The organism is Paenibacillus sp. LX16 (assembly GCF_036252815.1).
Taxonomy (GTDB): domain Bacteria; phylum Bacillota; class Bacilli; order Paenibacillales; family Paenibacillaceae; genus Paenibacillus; species Paenibacillus polymyxa_B.
On record NZ_CP141152.1, the window covers coordinates 3,337,585 to 3,354,370 of the forward strand.

A 16,786-nucleotide genomic window follows, 5' to 3' on the forward strand; every position below is an offset into this window, starting at 1 on the left:
ATGTTTCCGTTGGCCTCACAAAGTTTCCTGTCTCATAAGCTGTCGTTGCACCCTCAAACTATCGCCGCGCCCCATATCGACTTCAAATCCCGCTCCGCGAATCCGCAGCTCCAGGCAATGTCGACATTGGGCAGACTCATCGCCCAAACATATTTTATTCTCATAAATCGCATACTTAGGTCTCACCGCCAGTGGCGACAAATTGGGCATCACCACATTTGCTCCCGCCTGAAGCGCCTTCTCCCTGCCTTGGGGATGAATCGTTCCCATTGCCGTGGACGCCGGAATAAGTGCATCTGGAACGACCAATCGGGATAACGAAATAATATCGAGTGCCTTTTCCATGCTCCCCTGACTGGCATCCCGAAGCGGCGTGTTGCTATGCGGTAGAAAAGGACCAATCCCGATCATATCTGGTGACAGGCTGTGTAGATAGACCAAATCGTCTGCTAATTCACTATTCGTTTGTCCTGGTAACCCCACCATACATCCGGCCCCGATCTGAAAACCGATTCGTTGCAAAGCCAGCAGACGGCTTCGCCTGCTTTCCATCGTCATCGTCGGATGCAGCTTGGCGTACAAATGGGGGGAAGCTGTCTCATGCCGCAGTAAAAAACGGTCCGCGCCCGCCTCGTATAATTGCTCATAAGTTTCATCATCCCGCTCACCGATGGACAGTGTAACCGCCACATCCGCAAAACGGCTTTTAATTTCCCGAATCAATTTCGTCAGCCGGGCTGCTGTAAACCAGTAATCTTCCCCACTTTGCAGCACAAAGGTCCGATAACCGAGTTCATACCCCTCCGCACAACAGGCCAGAATTTCTTCTGGCTGCAAACGGTAACGATCTGCCTGTTTATTCGAAGCGCGCAGCCCACAGTACATGCAGTCCTGACGACATATACTGGAGAATTCAATTAATCCCCGTAAAAAAACACCTTTGCCATAGCGCTCCAATTTGGTGCGAGCTGCCAGGTGTCTCAGTTGAGCCCGCAGCGTCGGCTCATCATCCAGACGTGTCAGCAGCTCCATCATTTCCGTATGCGTCCATTCCTTGCCGTCAGCTAGACGCAGTAATAATTCGTCCGTGACTCATCCCTTCTTCCCTCGTCCATCCGGACTTCACATCATCAGCGGCTTGTACCGTACATGTATTATTCTAGCAATATCGGAGAGGTTGTAACGTGATTAGTTTCACAGAAAATCCCATTTTATAAAAACCTCCTCCAACTTCTGCCCCAAAAAATACACATTTAAATCAACACACAAAAAAGCTGTCTCTTCCTCTAATGGAAGAAACAGCCCTTGTCGATGGTTCTGCTTACTACTGAATCAAATCAATCGCCTGCTGGGGTACAAAATAATCAACGCCGTTAAATACAACTACACCGTTGAGCGTGGTATTTTTACCATTCAGCGTAGCGACATTTTTGTATACCGGAAGCTCCAGCTTGTTACTGCCTTTGGTCACTGTAATAACTTTCGTGTCCGCAGTAAACTTAGCTCCTTTAGCTTCAAAAGCGGCTTTTGCAGGAACAAAAAGCTGCTTGCTGACCGTATCCAAATCCAGTCCAAGTACACGTGTCATATATTTATTCACATCTGTATTGTCGATTACACCGGTTGGACGGTCTCCGTTCGGCGCATACGTGTACAACACGACATCGCCTCCTGTATGTCCGCCTGTAGTCCAGCCAATATTCGCACGTTTGCTAATGATCGGTCCGACAGCATAGTTCATGCTGCCTTCTTTGGCATCTTTAATGGTTTTTACTTCTTCGTCTGTCAAATCAGTGATGCCAAAATATGTGGAAAGCACCTCTTTAATATTGCTGCGATCTGCATTCAGCTTGGCTTCCAAGCCTTCACCCGTCAGCTTCGCTTTTTTCAGCGGGTCTATAAAAGAAGCTAAAGGTGTTTTGTCATAATTGCTAGTTGTATCGCTGCTACCAATCGTCAATCCACCGTTTCCGTGGTCTGTCACTGCTACGACGACTGTATTTTGGTTTTGCTTGGCGTAATCCACAGCAACTTTCACTGCATCGTCAAATGAAAGCACGTCACTAATAATTCCGGTTGGGTCATTTGCATGGGCGGCCCAATCCACTTTACTGCCTTCTACCATTAAGAAGAAGCCTTTATCGTTTTTGGACAACACATCAATTGCTTTCGATGTCATTTCCGCCAGACTAGGTTCCTTGGATGCATCGCGATCCAGGTTATACGCAAGTGCTTCGGGAGAAAAGCTTCCCCAGAGCTTGCTGGAGGCCGAATTTTTCAACCCTTCAGGTGTCGTGACAAAGTCATAACCCTGGTCTTTAATTTGGGCTACCAAATCTTGGCCATCTTTACGCCCTGCTGCCTCCAAAAACTTGCCGCCTCCACCTAACACTACATCAACCCCGTTGTAGGCTTGCTGCATGCTGAGCGCATCATAATTTTTACGATCAGGATAATGTGCGGTAAAATCAGCTGGTGTCGCATGCATAATCTCCGAAGTCGCAATAATTCCGGTCGATTTCCCTGCCAGCTTGGAAGCCTCGAGAATGGAAGCTACAGGCTTTTTGGCGTCACCCGCTGCAATGGGTTGTTGTCCAGGCATTGTCGCTTCATCAGGAAGGACACCTACATACCCAGTATGAGATTTATGTCCTGTGGCAAAAGCAGTACCCGCTGGAGCAGAATCGGCAATTGGAGCATCCGCAGAATGCGTACGCACCATGCCGCTTGCCATGCTGTCTAACGTTAGGGAAGATCCTTTGTACCATCTAGCCAGTGCAGTAGCGTCATTAGCCATACCGTCTGGAATCAAAATAATTACGTTTTTAATCGATGTGTCCTTTTCGACTGCCATCGCCGTTCCACCGCTCACTGCTAGCATCATAGTCGCTACGAGTGCGGCCACCGATTTTTTCGTATGTATCCCCCAACATTTTAGCATTTACTTTCCTCCCAGACACTTTTTTGTACAACCAGAACTAAGATTAATCACGTTTTATCAGGAGAATGTTAAATGAATTGCTTATCTGTATTAAAAGACTTTATTTGTGAAAAAACGCTTCATCTATATAAAACTTGTGACACATGGGATTCGTTAAGATTGGGAATTCCATTTTATTATTGTATAATCAGTCTATGATGTAATAGGTAAAGCTTATAAGATAAGGGGCGCAAAATTCGATGGAATTCAGACAGCTTCAGTACACCCTGCAAATTGCAGCGGAAAAAAACTTCTCACGCGCAGCAGAAAAACTGCATATTGCTCAGCCCTCTTTGAGCCAACAATTGTCCAAACTGGAAAAAGAACTTGGGGTACTTTTATTTCAACGCAACACCAGCACGGTGGAATTAACACATGCAGGAGCAAGCTTTGTAGAAAAGGCAAAAAAAATAGTCGATGCAGTCGAGCAGCTCCGGCAGGAAATGGACGATATTTCTCAACTGCGAAAAGGGAAGGTTGTGGTTGGCAGTATGCCTATCACAGGTTCTCATTTGCTGCCGCATGTGCTGCCTGTATTCAAGAAGGCTCATCCGGACATTGAAATCGTGTTAGTCGAGGATTCATCCATGAATCTAGAGAAAAAAACTGCCAGTGGGGATACAGATCTCAGCCTGCTATCTCTTCCATTAGTTGAACCTACACTTTCCTATGTGCCCATCGGTGAAGAGTGGATTGATCTTGCCGTTCCTCCAGGTCACCCCCTAGCCCTGCGTAAAAACGGAGGCCATCCGCAGCCTGTGCATATGGAAGAGCTGAAAGATGAGCCTTTTGTCGTGCTGAAAAAAGGGCAAGGCTTTCGCAAGCTGACGATGGATTTGTGTCATCAAGCTGGCTTTGAACCTAATGTGGTGTTTGAGAGCACTAATATGGAGACGCTCCAATCGCTCGTAGCGACAGGTATGGGAGTGACACTCGTCCCCCGTTTTATCGCCCGGGCCGCCAGCAGCGAGTTCGTTCCAGCATTATTGCCACTCGCCGAACCTACCCCTAGCCGTACCCTGGCCATTGCTTACCGAAACGGACGTTATTTGTCTAAAGCTGCCGAAGCCTTTATTGATACCTTCCGAGAAACGGTCGAGCAACTTTCTCAAAAGTAGCTTCGAATGTGAAAAGGACCGTCTTCCTCCCTAGCCAAAGCCAGAGAAGAAGGCGGTCCTGGGGCTTCGCCCCTATACTTTCAATACTTCATTTACTTTACGGGTTCGATTACACTGTTGCGATGTTGCTTCCATCTGTCTTTAACGAACCACATTTCATGTTCATTTGAATTTCATGTCAGCCTCGCCTGATTACTTTACGCTTGCTCGGAAACTCCACTTTATCCATCCCGCATCACTTCTTTCCTTAAGGTCTCTAGCCTTGGTCTCCCAAGAGTGTCCTACCTCAGTTCCAATGTGCTGTGTGATCCCAAAGTGTCTGTCCTCGCCTTGTTGTGATCAGGGTCTCCCTAGATGTGGTGGACTTTTGTCCTGATCATAGCCCATTTCATAATTGTTTCCGACAACCTGTCTATTTAAGCCTCTCGGCCGTGACAGGCCATCCCTATTCGCCAGTTCGGATCTACTTTGGTTATCCATCGTTATCAACCTCCTGGTGTCGGGATACTATTATAATACACCTATGGGCTGTATCTGAAACAGGTATCATAAAAAACTTTTTTATGATCGAGAAGAACCAAATGCTTGCTGTACCTCGGCTTCACTCACTTGTGTTTTAAAGACCCATTTCGAAGGATCTTGAGGTGAATAAATGACCTCTATAATGCTTCCTTGCTGCAGCTTGGATAGTTGGGAAGAAAAAACATCCTTTTGCGTGGTTACATTAAAGGTATCGCCGTTGCTTTTCGTAACACTCAGCGTAAATTGAAGCTTAATTTTATTGGGTCCCGCTTCACCCATGAGTGTAACATCCAGCACCTTTGCATATGCCTGCTCACCGGTTTTGGCAATTTCCATCAGCTCAGGCGATACGCCCTGCTTGACCATTTGCTCATTCATTAACGCTTGTAAATCCGTCTGCGACACCTGCCCTTTCAGGTCAAGTCCTACTTTCATTTTGTCTTTCTCCGATATTACGAGGGGAATGATCGAGCCTGGCTGAAATTGAGCTAGGGAGGTCAAAGGAATAATCGTCGTCAAAGCAGTATCATATTTGTCTTCTCCATGTTTGGTTACGGTCAACCCAAGCTTTACCTGCGGCTGATTGTTTACATAAGTCCCTGTTTGCTGAACACTTGTAATAACCCCAACCCCAGGAACACCCTTCTTGACCTTACCGCCTCCAAAAAACACACCTAAAATGCCAGGTAGAAAAATCAGTGCAAAGCCTATATAAATTAACGGCCTATACCACGGGGCATCCATAATCACAAATGGATCATTCCATAAATAGTTAGCCAAAAATGGTGAGAAGCCTACGCCAAACACCAAAAGTACCCCGATCAGACTCAAAAATCCTTTCATCCTCCAAAACCCCTTTTTCAATCATCTGTTCAAATTATATGTCAGCGAGAAAGGTGAAACGACCTACTCATTTACACTGTCACCAGACCCATATAAATCAGCTCCGATGGATTTACCGGATTGCTCCCCAGACCCACCGTATCTCCAGGCCGCGGAATTTGCAGCTTGGATACGAGTGTTTCCAACGTTTTTGGGTATCGATTACCGCTTACTTCCGTCACATCCAGCACTAGCACCACGATCGGATCAAAATTCACGAGCTTCCCGGTATCTGTTACCGAAATAACAACCGCAGTCGCTGCCATCGACAAACCACCGTTAGCTGCCGTTTGAGCTTGTCTTGCCGAGTTTAGGCTTTGGTTGATCTGTTCCCGATGCTCTTTGGGTACCAAACCTTTCATCAATAATCCTGACAGGCCTTTATTCATCAGTTGATCTGCTTGTTCTATCGCATCCAGCTGTTTTTTCTTTTTACCGAAAAAGTTCATCATGTGGTTACACCTCGTATTTTGTATTGTCGTACCTTATGAATTCAGTATAGAAGAGGGTATCTGACATCACAATACGTTTTGGCGCATACAAAAAAACCGGAAAAACAGGAGCCTTAACCTGTATTTTGTCGGTTTATTTTTGAACTTTGGCACGGTTTGCACAAAATTTCGCACTCTTCCGAGTATTTTTTCGAACGATCCATCCGATAGTTTTGTGAAAAGCGAAAGATTTCAGGTTATTTTTTTCGTAAAAGATAGACCAATTTGCGATAATACGCCGATGATTCTTTATAACGACGACTGTCCTCGGACACCACAGCCAGCGTTTCATACAACTGTTCAAGCCGCGCTGGATGCTGGAGAGCTTCAAAATAAGGCAAGCATTGCAAGGCATGCATCCAAAAGGCGTCTTGATTTCCCTGCGCAAGCGCAAGCTGGCTTTCATAAAAATCAAGCCCCATTTGCTGATCTGTTGTCAGATTGGTTTGGCGAAGCTGATCCAAATGCTGTGACAGCAGCCCCCAGTTTTTCCGGGTAAATGCGATTTCACAACGATATATCAGCGTAACGGGCAGCATCATCTGTTGCATTTCCTCCCGCTCCCGGCTCACCAGCGCTTCAAAACGTGCTACTTCCTCCAAAGCCTTATCCAGCTCGCCAATCGATGTTAGCATAATAATCCGGTTGTTCAGGATGGTTGTGAGCATATCTGGTGCATTTTCCAAATAGACCAAATTGGCCTCAGCCATAGACAACGTTAACAGCGCTTCCTGTACAGAACCCATGGCAAAACAATATCCGCTGTAAGCCACATACAGGCCCGTCAAACGGTGAAAAAGCCGATCATCATATACCCTGCGCATCGTCTGCTCGAATACCTGCTTCGCCTGATCAAATTGCTTGACCTGAATACAGGCCTCTATCATAATGTTTTGCGCATTCAGCCAGTTTTCCGTCCCCTCTTCCACCAGACGGCTTAGCTGCGTAACGTTATTCAGCACCTCATAATAATGATTTTTAGAGCGGAAATACTGGATTTTATAAAACAAAATTGCTTTTTTTAGCGGTACGGGCAGCTCCACCTCATCCGAACGGCCAAACTTCTCCAAATAAAAATTCAAGTAGGTCTGATGTAAATATTCATAGGCCGTTAGGTCATTTAATTGCTGGTAATATACGGCCTTCATCAAATAAGTCGTCATTTCCACCACAAGCGAATCATTGCGATCCTCCAGCTGATCCACATAGCTTTCCGTAGCAGGATTAGCCAGCTTGGACAGCTCTGTGAAAATCTTATCCGCTGTAGCCAGCGTCTCGTCATCCTCTGCCGCTGCACGCAACAGGTAGGATGGGTTTACACCTAAACGCCCAGCAATTTGCTCGGCCAGATCCTCTGCCAACGGGTATCGGTTAGCCAGTATATTCGCAAAATGTGCGGGTGTCACCAGCCCGTCTACCAGCTCTTTACGGGACAAGTTTTTCTTTTTACACAAAAATTCAATGCGTTCCTTAAGCATGGAGTATTCCTTTCTACACTGATTATCGGTCATACAGTGAGGGACGCCGATCTTCAAACGCCGGAATCCGACCACGCACGTCCTGCACCAAGACAGACTCAATCGTTCCTGTGAGAATCTCCTCCTGCTCTCCGCCCTCGGCAATGATTTCTCCCCATGGATCAATTATGAGCGAATGCCCGAAGAAATCAGTTTCTCCGCTACGACCTACCCGGTTACAAGCAATGACATACATCTGATTTTCTATAGCACGTGCGGTCAGCAAGGTACGCCAGTGATGAAGCCGGGGATGAGGCCATTCTGCGGGTACGATCAGCAAATTTGCGCCCGACAGGGCCAAACTGCGGGCTAGTTCAGGAAACCGGATATCATAGCAGATCGACGCACCTGCCTGAATCCCGCCATCCAGTGCGAATAAAACCTTTTCTTCGCCAGGCTGCAAATATTTTTCTTCATCCATAAGTCGGAATAGATGAATTTTGGAATACGAAGCAACCTCTCTGCCTGTTCGGTCAAAAACGAGCATCGTATTATACACATGACCGTCGCTTTTTTTCTCTGCGATCGACCCAGCTACTACGTTCACTTCATGGGTAGCAGCGAATGCTGCTATCCATGCCCGAGTCTCCATCCCTTCCTTGTCCGCCAGCTCATGAATACGATCTAAGGCATAGCCTGTGTTCCACATTTCCGGCAGGACAATCAGATCCGGCTTTAGTTCGACTTTCATCGCTTGTTCCATTAAAGCTTGGATATGATTGCGGTTTTCCGGGGGGTTTCCTATCTCTATATGAGCTTGTATGAGTGCAACACTGAACGGCTGAGCTTCCTGATACGTCAAAATCCTTCATCCTCCTTGTGAGCCAGAGCTTCCCATGACCCATTATCCGGTATTTTCTCCCATCATAGCCCGATCAGTCTGGATTACGCAACCATTCAAGCTTAATCCCCCCTATACAACTCGGTAAAATCGTGATAAATTATTTCTTAAACTATTCCAAAAGGTCGTGTGAATTGATGACTCATTTTTCTATTCCCTCCGCTGACGTCATGAAACAGTTACCCACTCAATTTTTTGCCACACTTGTACAAAATGTAAACCGTGAAATCGCGGCGGGGCATGATGTCATTAATCTCGGACAGGGGAACCCCGACACTCCCACTCCTTCTCATATTGTAAAAGCTTTGCAGGAATCAGCGGATAATCCGCTGTATCATAAATATTCGCCATTTCGCGGTTACAGCTTTCTCAAGGAAGCCGTTGCCCAGCGCTATCAGGAGGATTACGGTGTGACGCTCAACCCTGAAACCGAGGTCGCCATCCTGTTTGGCGGAAAAACGGGTTTGGTTCAGCTGCCGCAAGTCTTACTCAATCCCGGCGATGTGTGTCTCGTCCCTGATCCCGGCTACCCGGACTACTGGTCTGGTGTAGCCTTGGCTAAAGCGGAAATGTCTTTTCTCCCATTAAAAGAAGAGAACCGTTTTCTGCCCGATTATGAAGCCATTTCCGAGGAAGACCGCCGACGCGCCAAGTTAATGTTCCTTAACTATCCGAATAATCCAACCTCGGCAACGGCTCCACTTTCCTTTTACAAGGATACGGTTGAATTCGCGCAACGTAACGGTATTGTAGTTGCCAGTGATTTCGCCTATGGCGCTATTGGATTTGATGGCGAACGTCCGGTAAGCTTCCTCCAGGCTGAGGGTGCTAAAGACGTGGGGATTGAGTTCTATACCTTATCCAAAACGTACAATATGGCGGGCTGGCGTGTTGGTTTCGCGCTCGGTAATGCCGAAATCATCTCGATGATTAATCTGCTGCAGGATCATATTTATGTAAGCTTGTTTGGCGGCATTCAGGCAGCGGCGGCGACAGCCTTGACGGCCTCGCAGAACTGCGTAGGCGAGTTGGTAGCCCGCTATGAATCACGCCGTAACGCTTTTCATGATGCACTTGGGCAAATAGGCTGGAAGGCGACGCGCCCAAGCGGCTCCTTTTTCAGTTGGCTGCCTGTGCCGCAGGGCTATACTTCGGCTTCTTTTGCCGATCTGCTGTTGCGGGAAGCCAAGGTGGGTGTCGCTCCAGGGATCGGCTTCGGGAGTGGCGGCGAAGGATATGTGCGAGCGGGCCTGCTGAGCTCAGAAGCTCGACTGACCGAGGCGGCTGATCGAATTGGCAAGCTAAACCTGTTTGGTTAAGCCGTATTTTCCAGCTACAACTTCTTTGCCAAACCTGGTCTTTTCGTGGTATTCTGTATCCAATATCATTTAGCGCGTTGAAGGGACTATTAAGAGAGACTCGGTCCTGTTCAGAGAGTAAATTCCGATAGGCTGCAAGAATTTACCTGGACTCTCTCCCAACTCCTATCCCCGAGCGCCCTGCGCAATCAGGCGGTCCCTGCCGTTAACAGGTTTCAAGTGGGATGATCATGAATCATCAATGAAGGTGGTACCGCGGAAGCACAAACTTTCGTCCTTTGCATACAAAGGATGGAAGTTTTTTTGCATTAAAAAGAGTAAAATTAAGGAAGTGGACGTCTTGTCAACACGAATCGTCATTAAAATCGGAAGCAGCTCTCTGACTGGAGTGGAAGGTGGCTTGAATCGGGAAGCCATCGCTTATTTTGCCCGGGAAATCAGCTTGCTTCGCGCAAAAGGTCATGAAGTGCTGCTGGTTACATCAGGCGCAGTAGCCGCCGGATTCAGGGAGATTGGGTACCCGTTTCGCCCTAAGCTACTGCATGAAAAGCAGGCGGCAGCGGCTGTTGGCCAAGCTCTTCTCATGCAGGCCTATGAGCAGGCTTTTAAAAATTTTGACCTAGTGATCGCGCAGATTCTGCTAACCCGCAGTGACTTTTTGAGCCGCAAACGGATGAATAATGCCGGAATGACCGTAGAAGAATTGCTGCGCCAGCAGGTTATCCCGATCTTTAACGAAAATGATACTGTATCGATTGACGAATTGAAATTCGGCGATAACGATATGCTGTCCGCACTGGTTGCCAATCTGGTCAAAGCTCAGCATCTGATTATCATTACGGACACCGATGGCGTATATACGGCAGATCCGCGCAAGCATCCGAATGCCGTACGTTTTGAACGTATCGAAGAAATCACAGAGGAAATTTATGCATTAGCTGGAGGTTCTGGATCGTCTGTAGGTACTGGCGGCATGCGATCCAAGATCGAAGCTGCCAAAGTCGCTACACGCGGCGGTGTACCTGTATATGTGGGACGCGTAAGCGCGAATGGTGATCTAGACGCAGCCGTCGAAGGACACGGACCGGGAACTTATTTTGACACCCACCTCTCTTCACTTCCGATGAAAAAACAATGGCTTGGATTTATGTCCACCCCTCTGGGCGCGGTGCATGTAGACGAAGGGGCCGAGGAAGCGTTGGTTCACGGAGGACACAGTCTACTTCCGGTTGGCGTACGACGTGTCGAGGGCAGCTTTCATGCCGGAGATGTCGTTGAGGTGCTCGGACCGGAAAATAAAGTGTTAGGACGCGGCATCGTCAATTATGATGATGAACAGCTTCGAATGGTACAAGGATTACCTAGCGGCGAGGTTGTGGGCAAAATTGGTCCCATTCACCGGCTTGAGGTGATCCACAGGGATGAATGGATTACATTATGTATGTAGGAGGCCGTAACATGAGTGATTTAACGACTAACACAGCTGCAACCGAGGAGAATCAGTTTAGCGAAGTACGAACCAAAGCGAATCTTGCCAAAAAAAGTGCCGGGGCCATGAACCGACTGACTACAGCACAAAAAAACGAAGCATTGCTTGCTATGGCAGAAGCTCTAGTGAACCATACAGAAGAACTGATTGCAGCAAACCATAATGACCTGAAACGTGGACGGGAACAGGGAACATCAGAATCGCTGCTCGACCGCCTCAAGCTGACCGAGGACCGAATCGGAGCTATTGCCGAAGGATTACGCCAAATTGCGGCACTGCCTGACCCGGTCGGCGACACCCTTGAGCAAATTGAACGTCCAAACGGTCTGCGAATTGAGAAGATACGTGTGCCGCTGGGTGTCATCGGCATCATATATGAAGCGCGTCCAAATGTAACCGTGGATGCCGCGGGCCTGTGCTTGAAAACAGGCAATCCGGTTGTGTTACGTGGTGGTTCGGCCGCCCTCTTCTCCAACCGCAAGATTATCGAAGTACTCCAGCAGGCACTAGACGCAACAGCTGTGCCACGCGAGGCGCTTCAACTTATTGAGGATTCAGACCGTGCCTCGGTCAACGAAATGCTCACCTTGAACGGCTTGCTGGATGTAATTATTCCACGCGGCGGGCGTTCACTCATTCAAAATGTTGTTCAGAACGCTACCGTACCTGTCATCGAAACCGGAGCTGGTGTATGCCATACCTTTTTGGACGCTACAGCGGATACCGCAATGGCCGAAGCGATTACACTCAATGCCAAGGTACAAAGACCGTCCGTGTGTAACTCAATGGAAACATTGCTCGTACACTCGGATTATGCACAAGCACACTTAACAGGATTGGCAGAACGCTTTCGTGATGCGGGGGTTGAGCTACGCGGCTGTGCACGCACACGAGAATTGGCTCCTTGGGCTGTTCCTGCTACAGAAGAGGATTATGGCACCGAGTATAATGATTACATTATGAACGTAAAGGTCGTGGACAATCTGGACGAAGTACTGGAGCATATTACCCGTTACGGTACGAAGCATTCAGAGTGTATTGTCACCGAGGACAAAGCCCATGTCGAGCGTTTTCTGCAAGAAGTGGACGCGGCAGCCGTGTACCACAATGCATCCACTCGCTTCACGGATGGCTTCGAGTTTGGGTTTGGTGCCGAGATCGGAATCAGCACACAAAAATTACATGCCCGCGGTCCAATGGGATTGCCTGCCTTGACTTCAACCAAATATCGCGTGTACGGTACTGGACAAATCAGGGAATAATAACTTAAATCAATCTGTATCCTTGGAGGTTATGAATCTATGTGTGAATCACAAACAAAGGTTTTAATTAATGAGCAAATTACATTTTTCGGGGCAGGATCAATGGCAGAGGCTATTATTCGCGGAATGGCGGCTCGTTCTGTCGTCAAACCTAGTGGTATTACCGTCATCAACCGCAGTAATCAGGCTCGCCTTGAGGAACTTCAAAAGCAATATGGAGTCTTGTTCCAAACCGAGGATGCCGCCAAAACCGAGCTTCTGCGTCGTTCTCCGGTCATTGTGCTTGCCATGAAGCCCAAGGATGCTGCACAAGCACTTGGACAGCTCGGCCCACTTCTGTCTGATGAGCAGCTGATCATTTCGGTAATCGCCGGATTGTCTATTCGTACGATGCAAACGTTGCTGGGTCGCAAGCAGCCGATCGCACGGACGATGCCCAATACATCCAGCTCAATTGGGCTGGGAGCCACAGGTATTAGCTTTTCCAAGGAGATCAGCGAGATCCAGCGTAAAAACGTGCTTACAATGTTCGAATCTGTAGGTACGGTAACGGTTATAGAAGAAGAGAAAATGGATGTTTTGACCGGGATATCTGGAAGCGGCCCTGCGTATGTCTACTACCTGATGGAAGCCATGATTGCCGGAGGAATCCGTGGTGGCTTGACCCCTGAGCAAGCGCACGAACTAACGGTGCAAACTGCGCTTGGAGCGGCACGTATGGTGCAGCAAACCGGAGAGGAGCCTTCTGCCCTTCGCCACAAAATTATGTCTCCTAATGGCTCTACGGTAGCTGCATTGGAAATGCTAGACAAAGGTGACTTCTACGAAACGGTGATTGCGGCGGTGCAGCGGTGCGCTGAACGATCCCGCGAGATGGGAGCTGTACTCAAGGAGGGAATTGAATGAGCTATTGCTTGGCGACCTACCGGGTATACGATGACAAAGCCGATTTTAACCAAAAGGCCCAATCTATTGCCATCGGCATGACGGTGGGCAGCTGGACTGAGCTCCCGCAAGCCAAACGGGACGCGATGCAAAAGCATCTTGGCTCTGTTCATTCTGTGGATATTCACGATGGAGGTCCCGGTGAACGGTACGCGGACCTGACCATCGCTTACCCGGATGTCAACTTCAGCCGAGACATTCCCGCTCTGCTAGTCACGGTCTTCGGAAAAATTTCGATGGACGGCCGAATTAAGCTAACGAAGCTGGGTTTCTCGGAAGCATTTCGCTCTGCTTTTCCAGGACCGAAATTCGGTATCAGCGGCTTGCGCGAACAGCTTGGCGTGTATGATCGCCCCCTTCTCATGAGTATTTTCAAATCTGTGATTGGCCTCAATTTGGACGAACTTCGTGAACAGTTTACCCGGCAGGCTCTCGGTGGCGTTGATCTGATCAAGGACGACGAGATCTTGTTTGAAAACGCGCTGACGCCGATTGAAAAACGTGTTGAAGCCTGCATCAAAGCCGCCGAAGCCGCTGAGCGTGAAACCGGTAAAAAGCTGCTGTATGCCGCTAATCTAACGGGACCAACCTCGCAGCTTAAGGCGCAAGCTCTCAAGGCCATTGATGCGGGTGCCAACGCGTTACTGTTTAACGTGTTGGCCTACGGTTACGATGTGCTACATGAACTTAGCTGCGATCCCGCCGTCTCAGTGCCAATTGCTGCCCATCCTTCGTTGGCAGGAGCTGCTTATCCATCGCCACATTATGGTATTTCGGCGTCCGTCCTGCTCGGTCAGCTTATGCGGCTGGCTGGCGCTGACCTCGTGCTCTTCCCTTCTCCCTACGGCTCAGTGACGATGCCGCGTGATGAAAACATGGCGATCCGCGATGAGCTGGTCTCCCCTGATCTACCGCTGAAGGCCAGTATGCCGGTCCCTTCCGCAGGGATTCACCCGGGCCTCGTGCCCCTCATTGTACGTGACTTTGGTACCGACGTCGTGGTCAACGCCGGGGGCGGCATTCACGGACATCCGCTGGGTACAGAAGCTGGTGGGCGCGCCTTTGTGCAAGCAATTGAAGCGGTACAGCAGAATGTCCCCCTAGCAGAATACGCCCGTACTCACCCCGAGCTGCAATCTGCGCTCGACACTTGGGGTGGCGAACGATGAGCATAGCAAAGAAGCCCGTCATTTTTTGCGATTTTGACGGGACAATTACGAACAGCGACAATATTGTCGCCATTATGAAGCATTTTCAGCCTACAGGCTGTGAGCCCATCATGCATCAGATCGTAAATGGGCATACATCCATTCGTGAAGGCGTAGGTGCGATGTTCGCCTTGATGCCTTCGGAGCAAAAGGACGAAATTATCTCATATGTACTTGGACAAGCTGGTATACGCGAGGGCTTTGCCCGCTTTTTGGTCTATGTACGAGAGCAGCAGATTCAATTTTTCGTCACCAGTGGCGGCATTGATTTTTTTATTGATCCATTGCTAAAACCCTTTAACATTCCACACGACCACGTCTATTGCAACGGAGCGGATTTTTCCGGGGAGCGCATCCAGATTACGTGGCCGCATCCATGTGAGGAACCGTGTACAAATGATTGTGGCATGTGTAAAACGACTGTAATTCGTCAATACCCTTCCGAACAATACGAACGGATTTTGATTGGCGACAGCCTGACCGATTTTGAAGGAGCTAAAATTGCCGATCTTGTGTACTCCCGTTCGCATCTGACTTTAAAGTGTCAAGAGCTTGGCGTACCACATGTACCCTTTGAAACATTTGATGACATTATCGAGGATTTAAAGCAAAAACAGGAGCAAGGGGTGCTGTAAATGAGTTTTAACTTGGCAGACATTTCATTGGAAGAAAAACGCCGTGCACTGGAAGAACTCGCTGATGTCAAAGAACTATTCGCATCTCGCAACTGGTTCCCAGGCACGAGCGGCAATTTGTCGATCCGAATCGGTGACTTTCATCCCGAACAATTTTATTTTGCAGTCACCGCCAGCGGCAAGGATAAAACCAAGCGTACTCCGGAAGATTTTCTGTTCGTAGACCAGTACGGAAAAGCGGCAGAAGCGACAAACCTCAAGCCAAGCGCAGAGACGCTTATACATTGCGAAATTTACCGCCTGACAGGCTGCGGAGCTGTTTTTCATGTGCATACCGTGTTTAATAATCTGATTTCCGAATATTACGGTGAGCAAGGCGCTGTACCTATCCAAGGTATTGAGCTGATCAAGGCTTTTAACATTTGGGAAGAAAATGCTGCGATTGATATTCCTGTGCTGCCTAATTACGCAGATATTGCCTCGATTGCCAAGCTGGTGCCCGGTGTGCTGAATGATCAGGTGCCTGGAATTTTATTGCGTAACCACGGCATTTATGCGTGGGGCCGTGATGTATTTGAGGCAAAAAAGCATTTGGAGGCGTTTGAATTTTTGTTTGAAACGACGTATCGCTCCCTACTGCTGAAAACTTTGAAGTAAATAAACTCATAAATATCAAAGATGCTTATCATTATTTGTAAAAGTGGTCATTGAATATCGAGAACGGAGCCTAAGCGATAGCACAGGAACGTTCTCTTTTTTTATAATTAGGGTATTCTACTAGCCACATAAAATCTTAGGCATGCTGTAAAAAAAACGCCCCCTATTGGGGACGCTCCAGCGTGAATTGCTCTCCTAGCTTCGCATAGTTGTTCCCAGCCAACCGACTTACTGGACGCAGCTCCTTAGCAATCACATACGTATTTTGATACGCTTCCTCGGACAAATGATACTGCACAACGCGTCCGATTAACAGGTCACAGGCAGGTGTGTCCTCCTTGCCTCCCAACGGTATAACTTGTTCCAGAATACATTCCATGCGTATTTTCGCTTCTGCCACACCGGGAACTTCGATTTTTGTACTTTTGACCGGGGTAAGGCCTGCCAGTGTGACCTCACTCTCCTGCGGCAACAGACGGGAAGCCGTCACATTCACCGCTCCCACATTGTCCTCGTCTGTGATATGTACGACAAATGCCTTATGCTCCATCGCATTACGTGCTGTATCTTTGGGTACTCCATCAACACGTTGTACGGATACAGACAGCAGTGGCGGTTCAGAGGCTACGATGGAAAAATAACTGAACGGCGCACCATTTAGCACCCCTTCGCTGCTCAAAGTCGTTACAAAGGCTACCGGCCTTGGGATAATACTTCCGGTCAACAGCTTATAATTTTCACGCCCTGTAAGCGTATCAGGATTCAACGAAATCATTTTTCTCCCTCATTTCCGATCACAATCGCTATTCGACTGCACATCATCAAGTTTCGCCTGATAAGCAAATACACCATTTAGCTAGCAACATGGATGACATCTCAGGCTTCCCTTTCAGTATCGCGTGAATGATATAAAATGTAAA

The 16,786-nt window shown here is 48.2% G+C and carries 16 protein-coding genes; 8 read left to right on the forward strand and 8 right to left on the reverse strand.

What is annotated here, in order from left to right; genetic code table 11:
• Window positions 1–15: 15 nt before the first annotated feature.
• Complete coding sequence (hydE, locus tag T3H97_RS14590) at window positions 16–1,074, reverse strand: [FeFe] hydrogenase H-cluster radical SAM maturase HydE (protein WP_223822128.1); 1,059 nt, start codon at window positions 1,072–1,074, stop codon at window positions 16–18.
• Between the two features lie 250 nt (window positions 1,075–1,324).
• Window positions 1,325–2,941 carry an alkaline phosphatase gene (locus T3H97_RS14595; protein ID WP_328800097.1) on the reverse strand — a complete coding sequence of 539 codons (1,617 nt, stop codon included), beginning with the start codon at window positions 2,939–2,941 and terminating at the stop codon, window positions 1,325–1,327.
• A 239-nt stretch (window positions 2,942–3,180) separates the two neighbouring features.
• On the opposite strand from T3H97_RS14595, the gene T3H97_RS14600 reads away from it, so the two are divergent.
• Entirely contained in the window at window positions 3,181–4,098 is a 918-nt protein-coding gene (locus T3H97_RS14600; protein WP_165177151.1) for a LysR family transcriptional regulator, read from the forward strand.
• Window positions 4,099–4,437: 339 nt separating this feature from the next.
• On the opposite strand, the gene T3H97_RS14605 is transcribed toward T3H97_RS14600, so the two are convergent.
• From T3H97_RS14605 to T3H97_RS14625, 5 genes are all read right to left on the reverse strand, one after another.
• A complete protein-coding gene (locus T3H97_RS14605) occupies window positions 4,438–4,578 on the reverse strand; it encodes a hypothetical protein (protein WP_165082404.1) in 141 nt (46 codons plus the stop codon).
• Between the two features lie 81 nt (window positions 4,579–4,659).
• Entirely contained in the window at window positions 4,660–5,463 is an 804-nt protein-coding gene (locus T3H97_RS14610; protein WP_328800098.1) for a hypothetical protein, read from the reverse strand.
• 71 nt (window positions 5,464–5,534) lie between these two features.
• Complete coding sequence (locus T3H97_RS14615; RefSeq protein ID WP_328800099.1) at window positions 5,535–5,954, reverse strand: hypothetical protein; 420 nt, start codon at window positions 5,952–5,954, stop codon at window positions 5,535–5,537.
• 236 nt (window positions 5,955–6,190) lie between these two features.
• A complete protein-coding gene (locus T3H97_RS14620; protein WP_328800100.1) occupies window positions 6,191–7,471 on the reverse strand; it encodes a helix-turn-helix domain-containing protein in 1,281 nt (426 codons plus the stop codon).
• Between the two features lie 22 nt (window positions 7,472–7,493).
• Window positions 7,494–8,312 carry a carbon-nitrogen family hydrolase gene (locus T3H97_RS14625; protein ID WP_328800101.1) on the reverse strand — a complete coding sequence of 273 codons (819 nt, stop codon included), beginning with the start codon at window positions 8,310–8,312 and terminating at the stop codon, window positions 7,494–7,496.
• A gap of 176 nt (window positions 8,313–8,488) precedes the next feature.
• On the opposite strand from T3H97_RS14625, the gene T3H97_RS14630 reads away from it, so the two are divergent.
• The 7 genes from T3H97_RS14630 (at window position 8,489) to T3H97_RS14660 (ending at window position 15,866) form a co-directional block, all read left to right on the forward strand.
• Window positions 8,489–9,670, forward strand: a complete 1,182-nt coding sequence (locus tag T3H97_RS14630; protein ID WP_328800102.1) for a pyridoxal phosphate-dependent aminotransferase — start codon at window positions 8,489–8,491, stop codon at window positions 9,668–9,670.
• Between the two features lie 241 nt (window positions 9,671–9,911).
• A complete protein-coding gene (gene proB / locus T3H97_RS14635; RefSeq protein ID WP_328800103.1) occupies window positions 9,912–11,117 on the forward strand; it encodes a glutamate 5-kinase in 1,206 nt (401 codons plus the stop codon).
• Window positions 11,118–11,128: 11 nt separating this feature from the next.
• Entirely contained in the window at window positions 11,129–12,421 is a 1,293-nt protein-coding gene (locus tag T3H97_RS14640; protein WP_328800104.1) for a glutamate-5-semialdehyde dehydrogenase, read from the forward strand.
• A gap of 39 nt (window positions 12,422–12,460) precedes the next feature.
• Window positions 12,461–13,327, forward strand: a complete 867-nt coding sequence (gene proC / locus T3H97_RS14645; RefSeq protein ID WP_328800105.1) for a pyrroline-5-carboxylate reductase — start codon at window positions 12,461–12,463, stop codon at window positions 13,325–13,327.
• Window positions 13,324–14,535 carry a 2,3-diketo-5-methylthiopentyl-1-phosphate enolase gene (locus tag T3H97_RS14650; protein ID WP_328800106.1) on the forward strand — a complete coding sequence of 404 codons (1,212 nt, stop codon included), beginning with the start codon at window positions 13,324–13,326 and terminating at the stop codon, window positions 14,533–14,535. Before proC ends, T3H97_RS14650 begins: the two co-directional genes overlap by 4 nt.
• The gene (locus T3H97_RS14655) at window positions 14,532–15,209 is read left to right on the forward strand and encodes a 2-hydroxy-3-keto-5-methylthiopentenyl-1-phosphate phosphatase (protein WP_328800107.1); all 678 of its coding nucleotides are present in this window, start codon (window positions 14,532–14,534) and stop codon (window positions 15,207–15,209) included. Before T3H97_RS14650 ends, T3H97_RS14655 begins: the two co-directional genes overlap by 4 nt.
• Window positions 15,210–15,866, forward strand: coding sequence for a methylthioribulose 1-phosphate dehydratase (locus T3H97_RS14660; protein ID WP_071558560.1), 657 nt, complete (start codon window positions 15,210–15,212; stop codon window positions 15,864–15,866).
• Window positions 15,867–16,029: 163 nt separating this feature from the next.
• Here the strand turns inward: T3H97_RS14660 and T3H97_RS14665 are convergent, their stop codons facing one another.
• Window positions 16,030–16,641, reverse strand: a complete 612-nt coding sequence (locus T3H97_RS14665) for a flavin reductase family protein (protein WP_220029771.1) — start codon at window positions 16,639–16,641, stop codon at window positions 16,030–16,032.
• Between the last annotated feature and the right edge of the window lie 145 nt (window positions 16,642–16,786).

What these genes read in the sequence shown, in the direction of transcription:
- T3H97_RS14655 (WP_328800107.1), top strand. Translation starts at nt 14,532, where the DNA reads ATGAGCATAGCAAAGAAGCCCGTCATTTTTTGCGATTTTGACGGGACA.
- T3H97_RS14665 (WP_220029771.1), bottom strand. Translation starts at nt 16,641, where the DNA reads ATGATTTCGTTGAATCCTGATACGCTTACAGGGCGTGAAAATTATAAG.
- T3H97_RS14620 (WP_328800100.1), bottom strand. Translation starts at nt 7,471, where the DNA reads ATGCTTAAGGAACGCATTGAATTTTTGTGTAAAAAGAAAAACTTGTCC.
- T3H97_RS14600 (WP_165177151.1), top strand. Translation starts at nt 3,181, where the DNA reads ATGGAATTCAGACAGCTTCAGTACACCCTGCAAATTGCAGCGGAAAAA.
- T3H97_RS14605 (WP_165082404.1), bottom strand. Translation starts at nt 4,578, where the DNA reads ATGGATAACCAAAGTAGATCCGAACTGGCGAATAGGGATGGCCTGTCA.
- T3H97_RS14660 (WP_071558560.1), top strand. Translation starts at nt 15,210, where the DNA reads ATGAGTTTTAACTTGGCAGACATTTCATTGGAAGAAAAACGCCGTGCA.
- T3H97_RS14640 (WP_328800104.1), top strand. Translation starts at nt 11,129, where the DNA reads ATGAGTGATTTAACGACTAACACAGCTGCAACCGAGGAGAATCAGTTT.
- T3H97_RS14595 (WP_328800097.1), bottom strand. Translation starts at nt 2,941, where the DNA reads ATGCTAAAATGTTGGGGGATACATACGAAAAAATCGGTGGCCGCACTC.
- T3H97_RS14610 (WP_328800098.1), bottom strand. Translation starts at nt 5,463, where the DNA reads ATGAAAGGATTTTTGAGTCTGATCGGGGTACTTTTGGTGTTTGGCGTA.
- T3H97_RS14615 (WP_328800099.1), bottom strand. Translation starts at nt 5,954, where the DNA reads ATGATGAACTTTTTCGGTAAAAAGAAAAAACAGCTGGATGCGATAGAA.
- T3H97_RS14650 (WP_328800106.1), top strand. Translation starts at nt 13,324, where the DNA reads ATGAGCTATTGCTTGGCGACCTACCGGGTATACGATGACAAAGCCGAT.
- proB (WP_328800103.1), top strand. Translation starts at nt 9,912, where the DNA reads ATGAAGGTGGTACCGCGGAAGCACAAACTTTCGTCCTTTGCATACAAA.
- T3H97_RS14630 (WP_328800102.1), top strand. Translation starts at nt 8,489, where the DNA reads ATGACTCATTTTTCTATTCCCTCCGCTGACGTCATGAAACAGTTACCC.
- proC (WP_328800105.1), top strand. Translation starts at nt 12,461, where the DNA reads ATGTGTGAATCACAAACAAAGGTTTTAATTAATGAGCAAATTACATTT.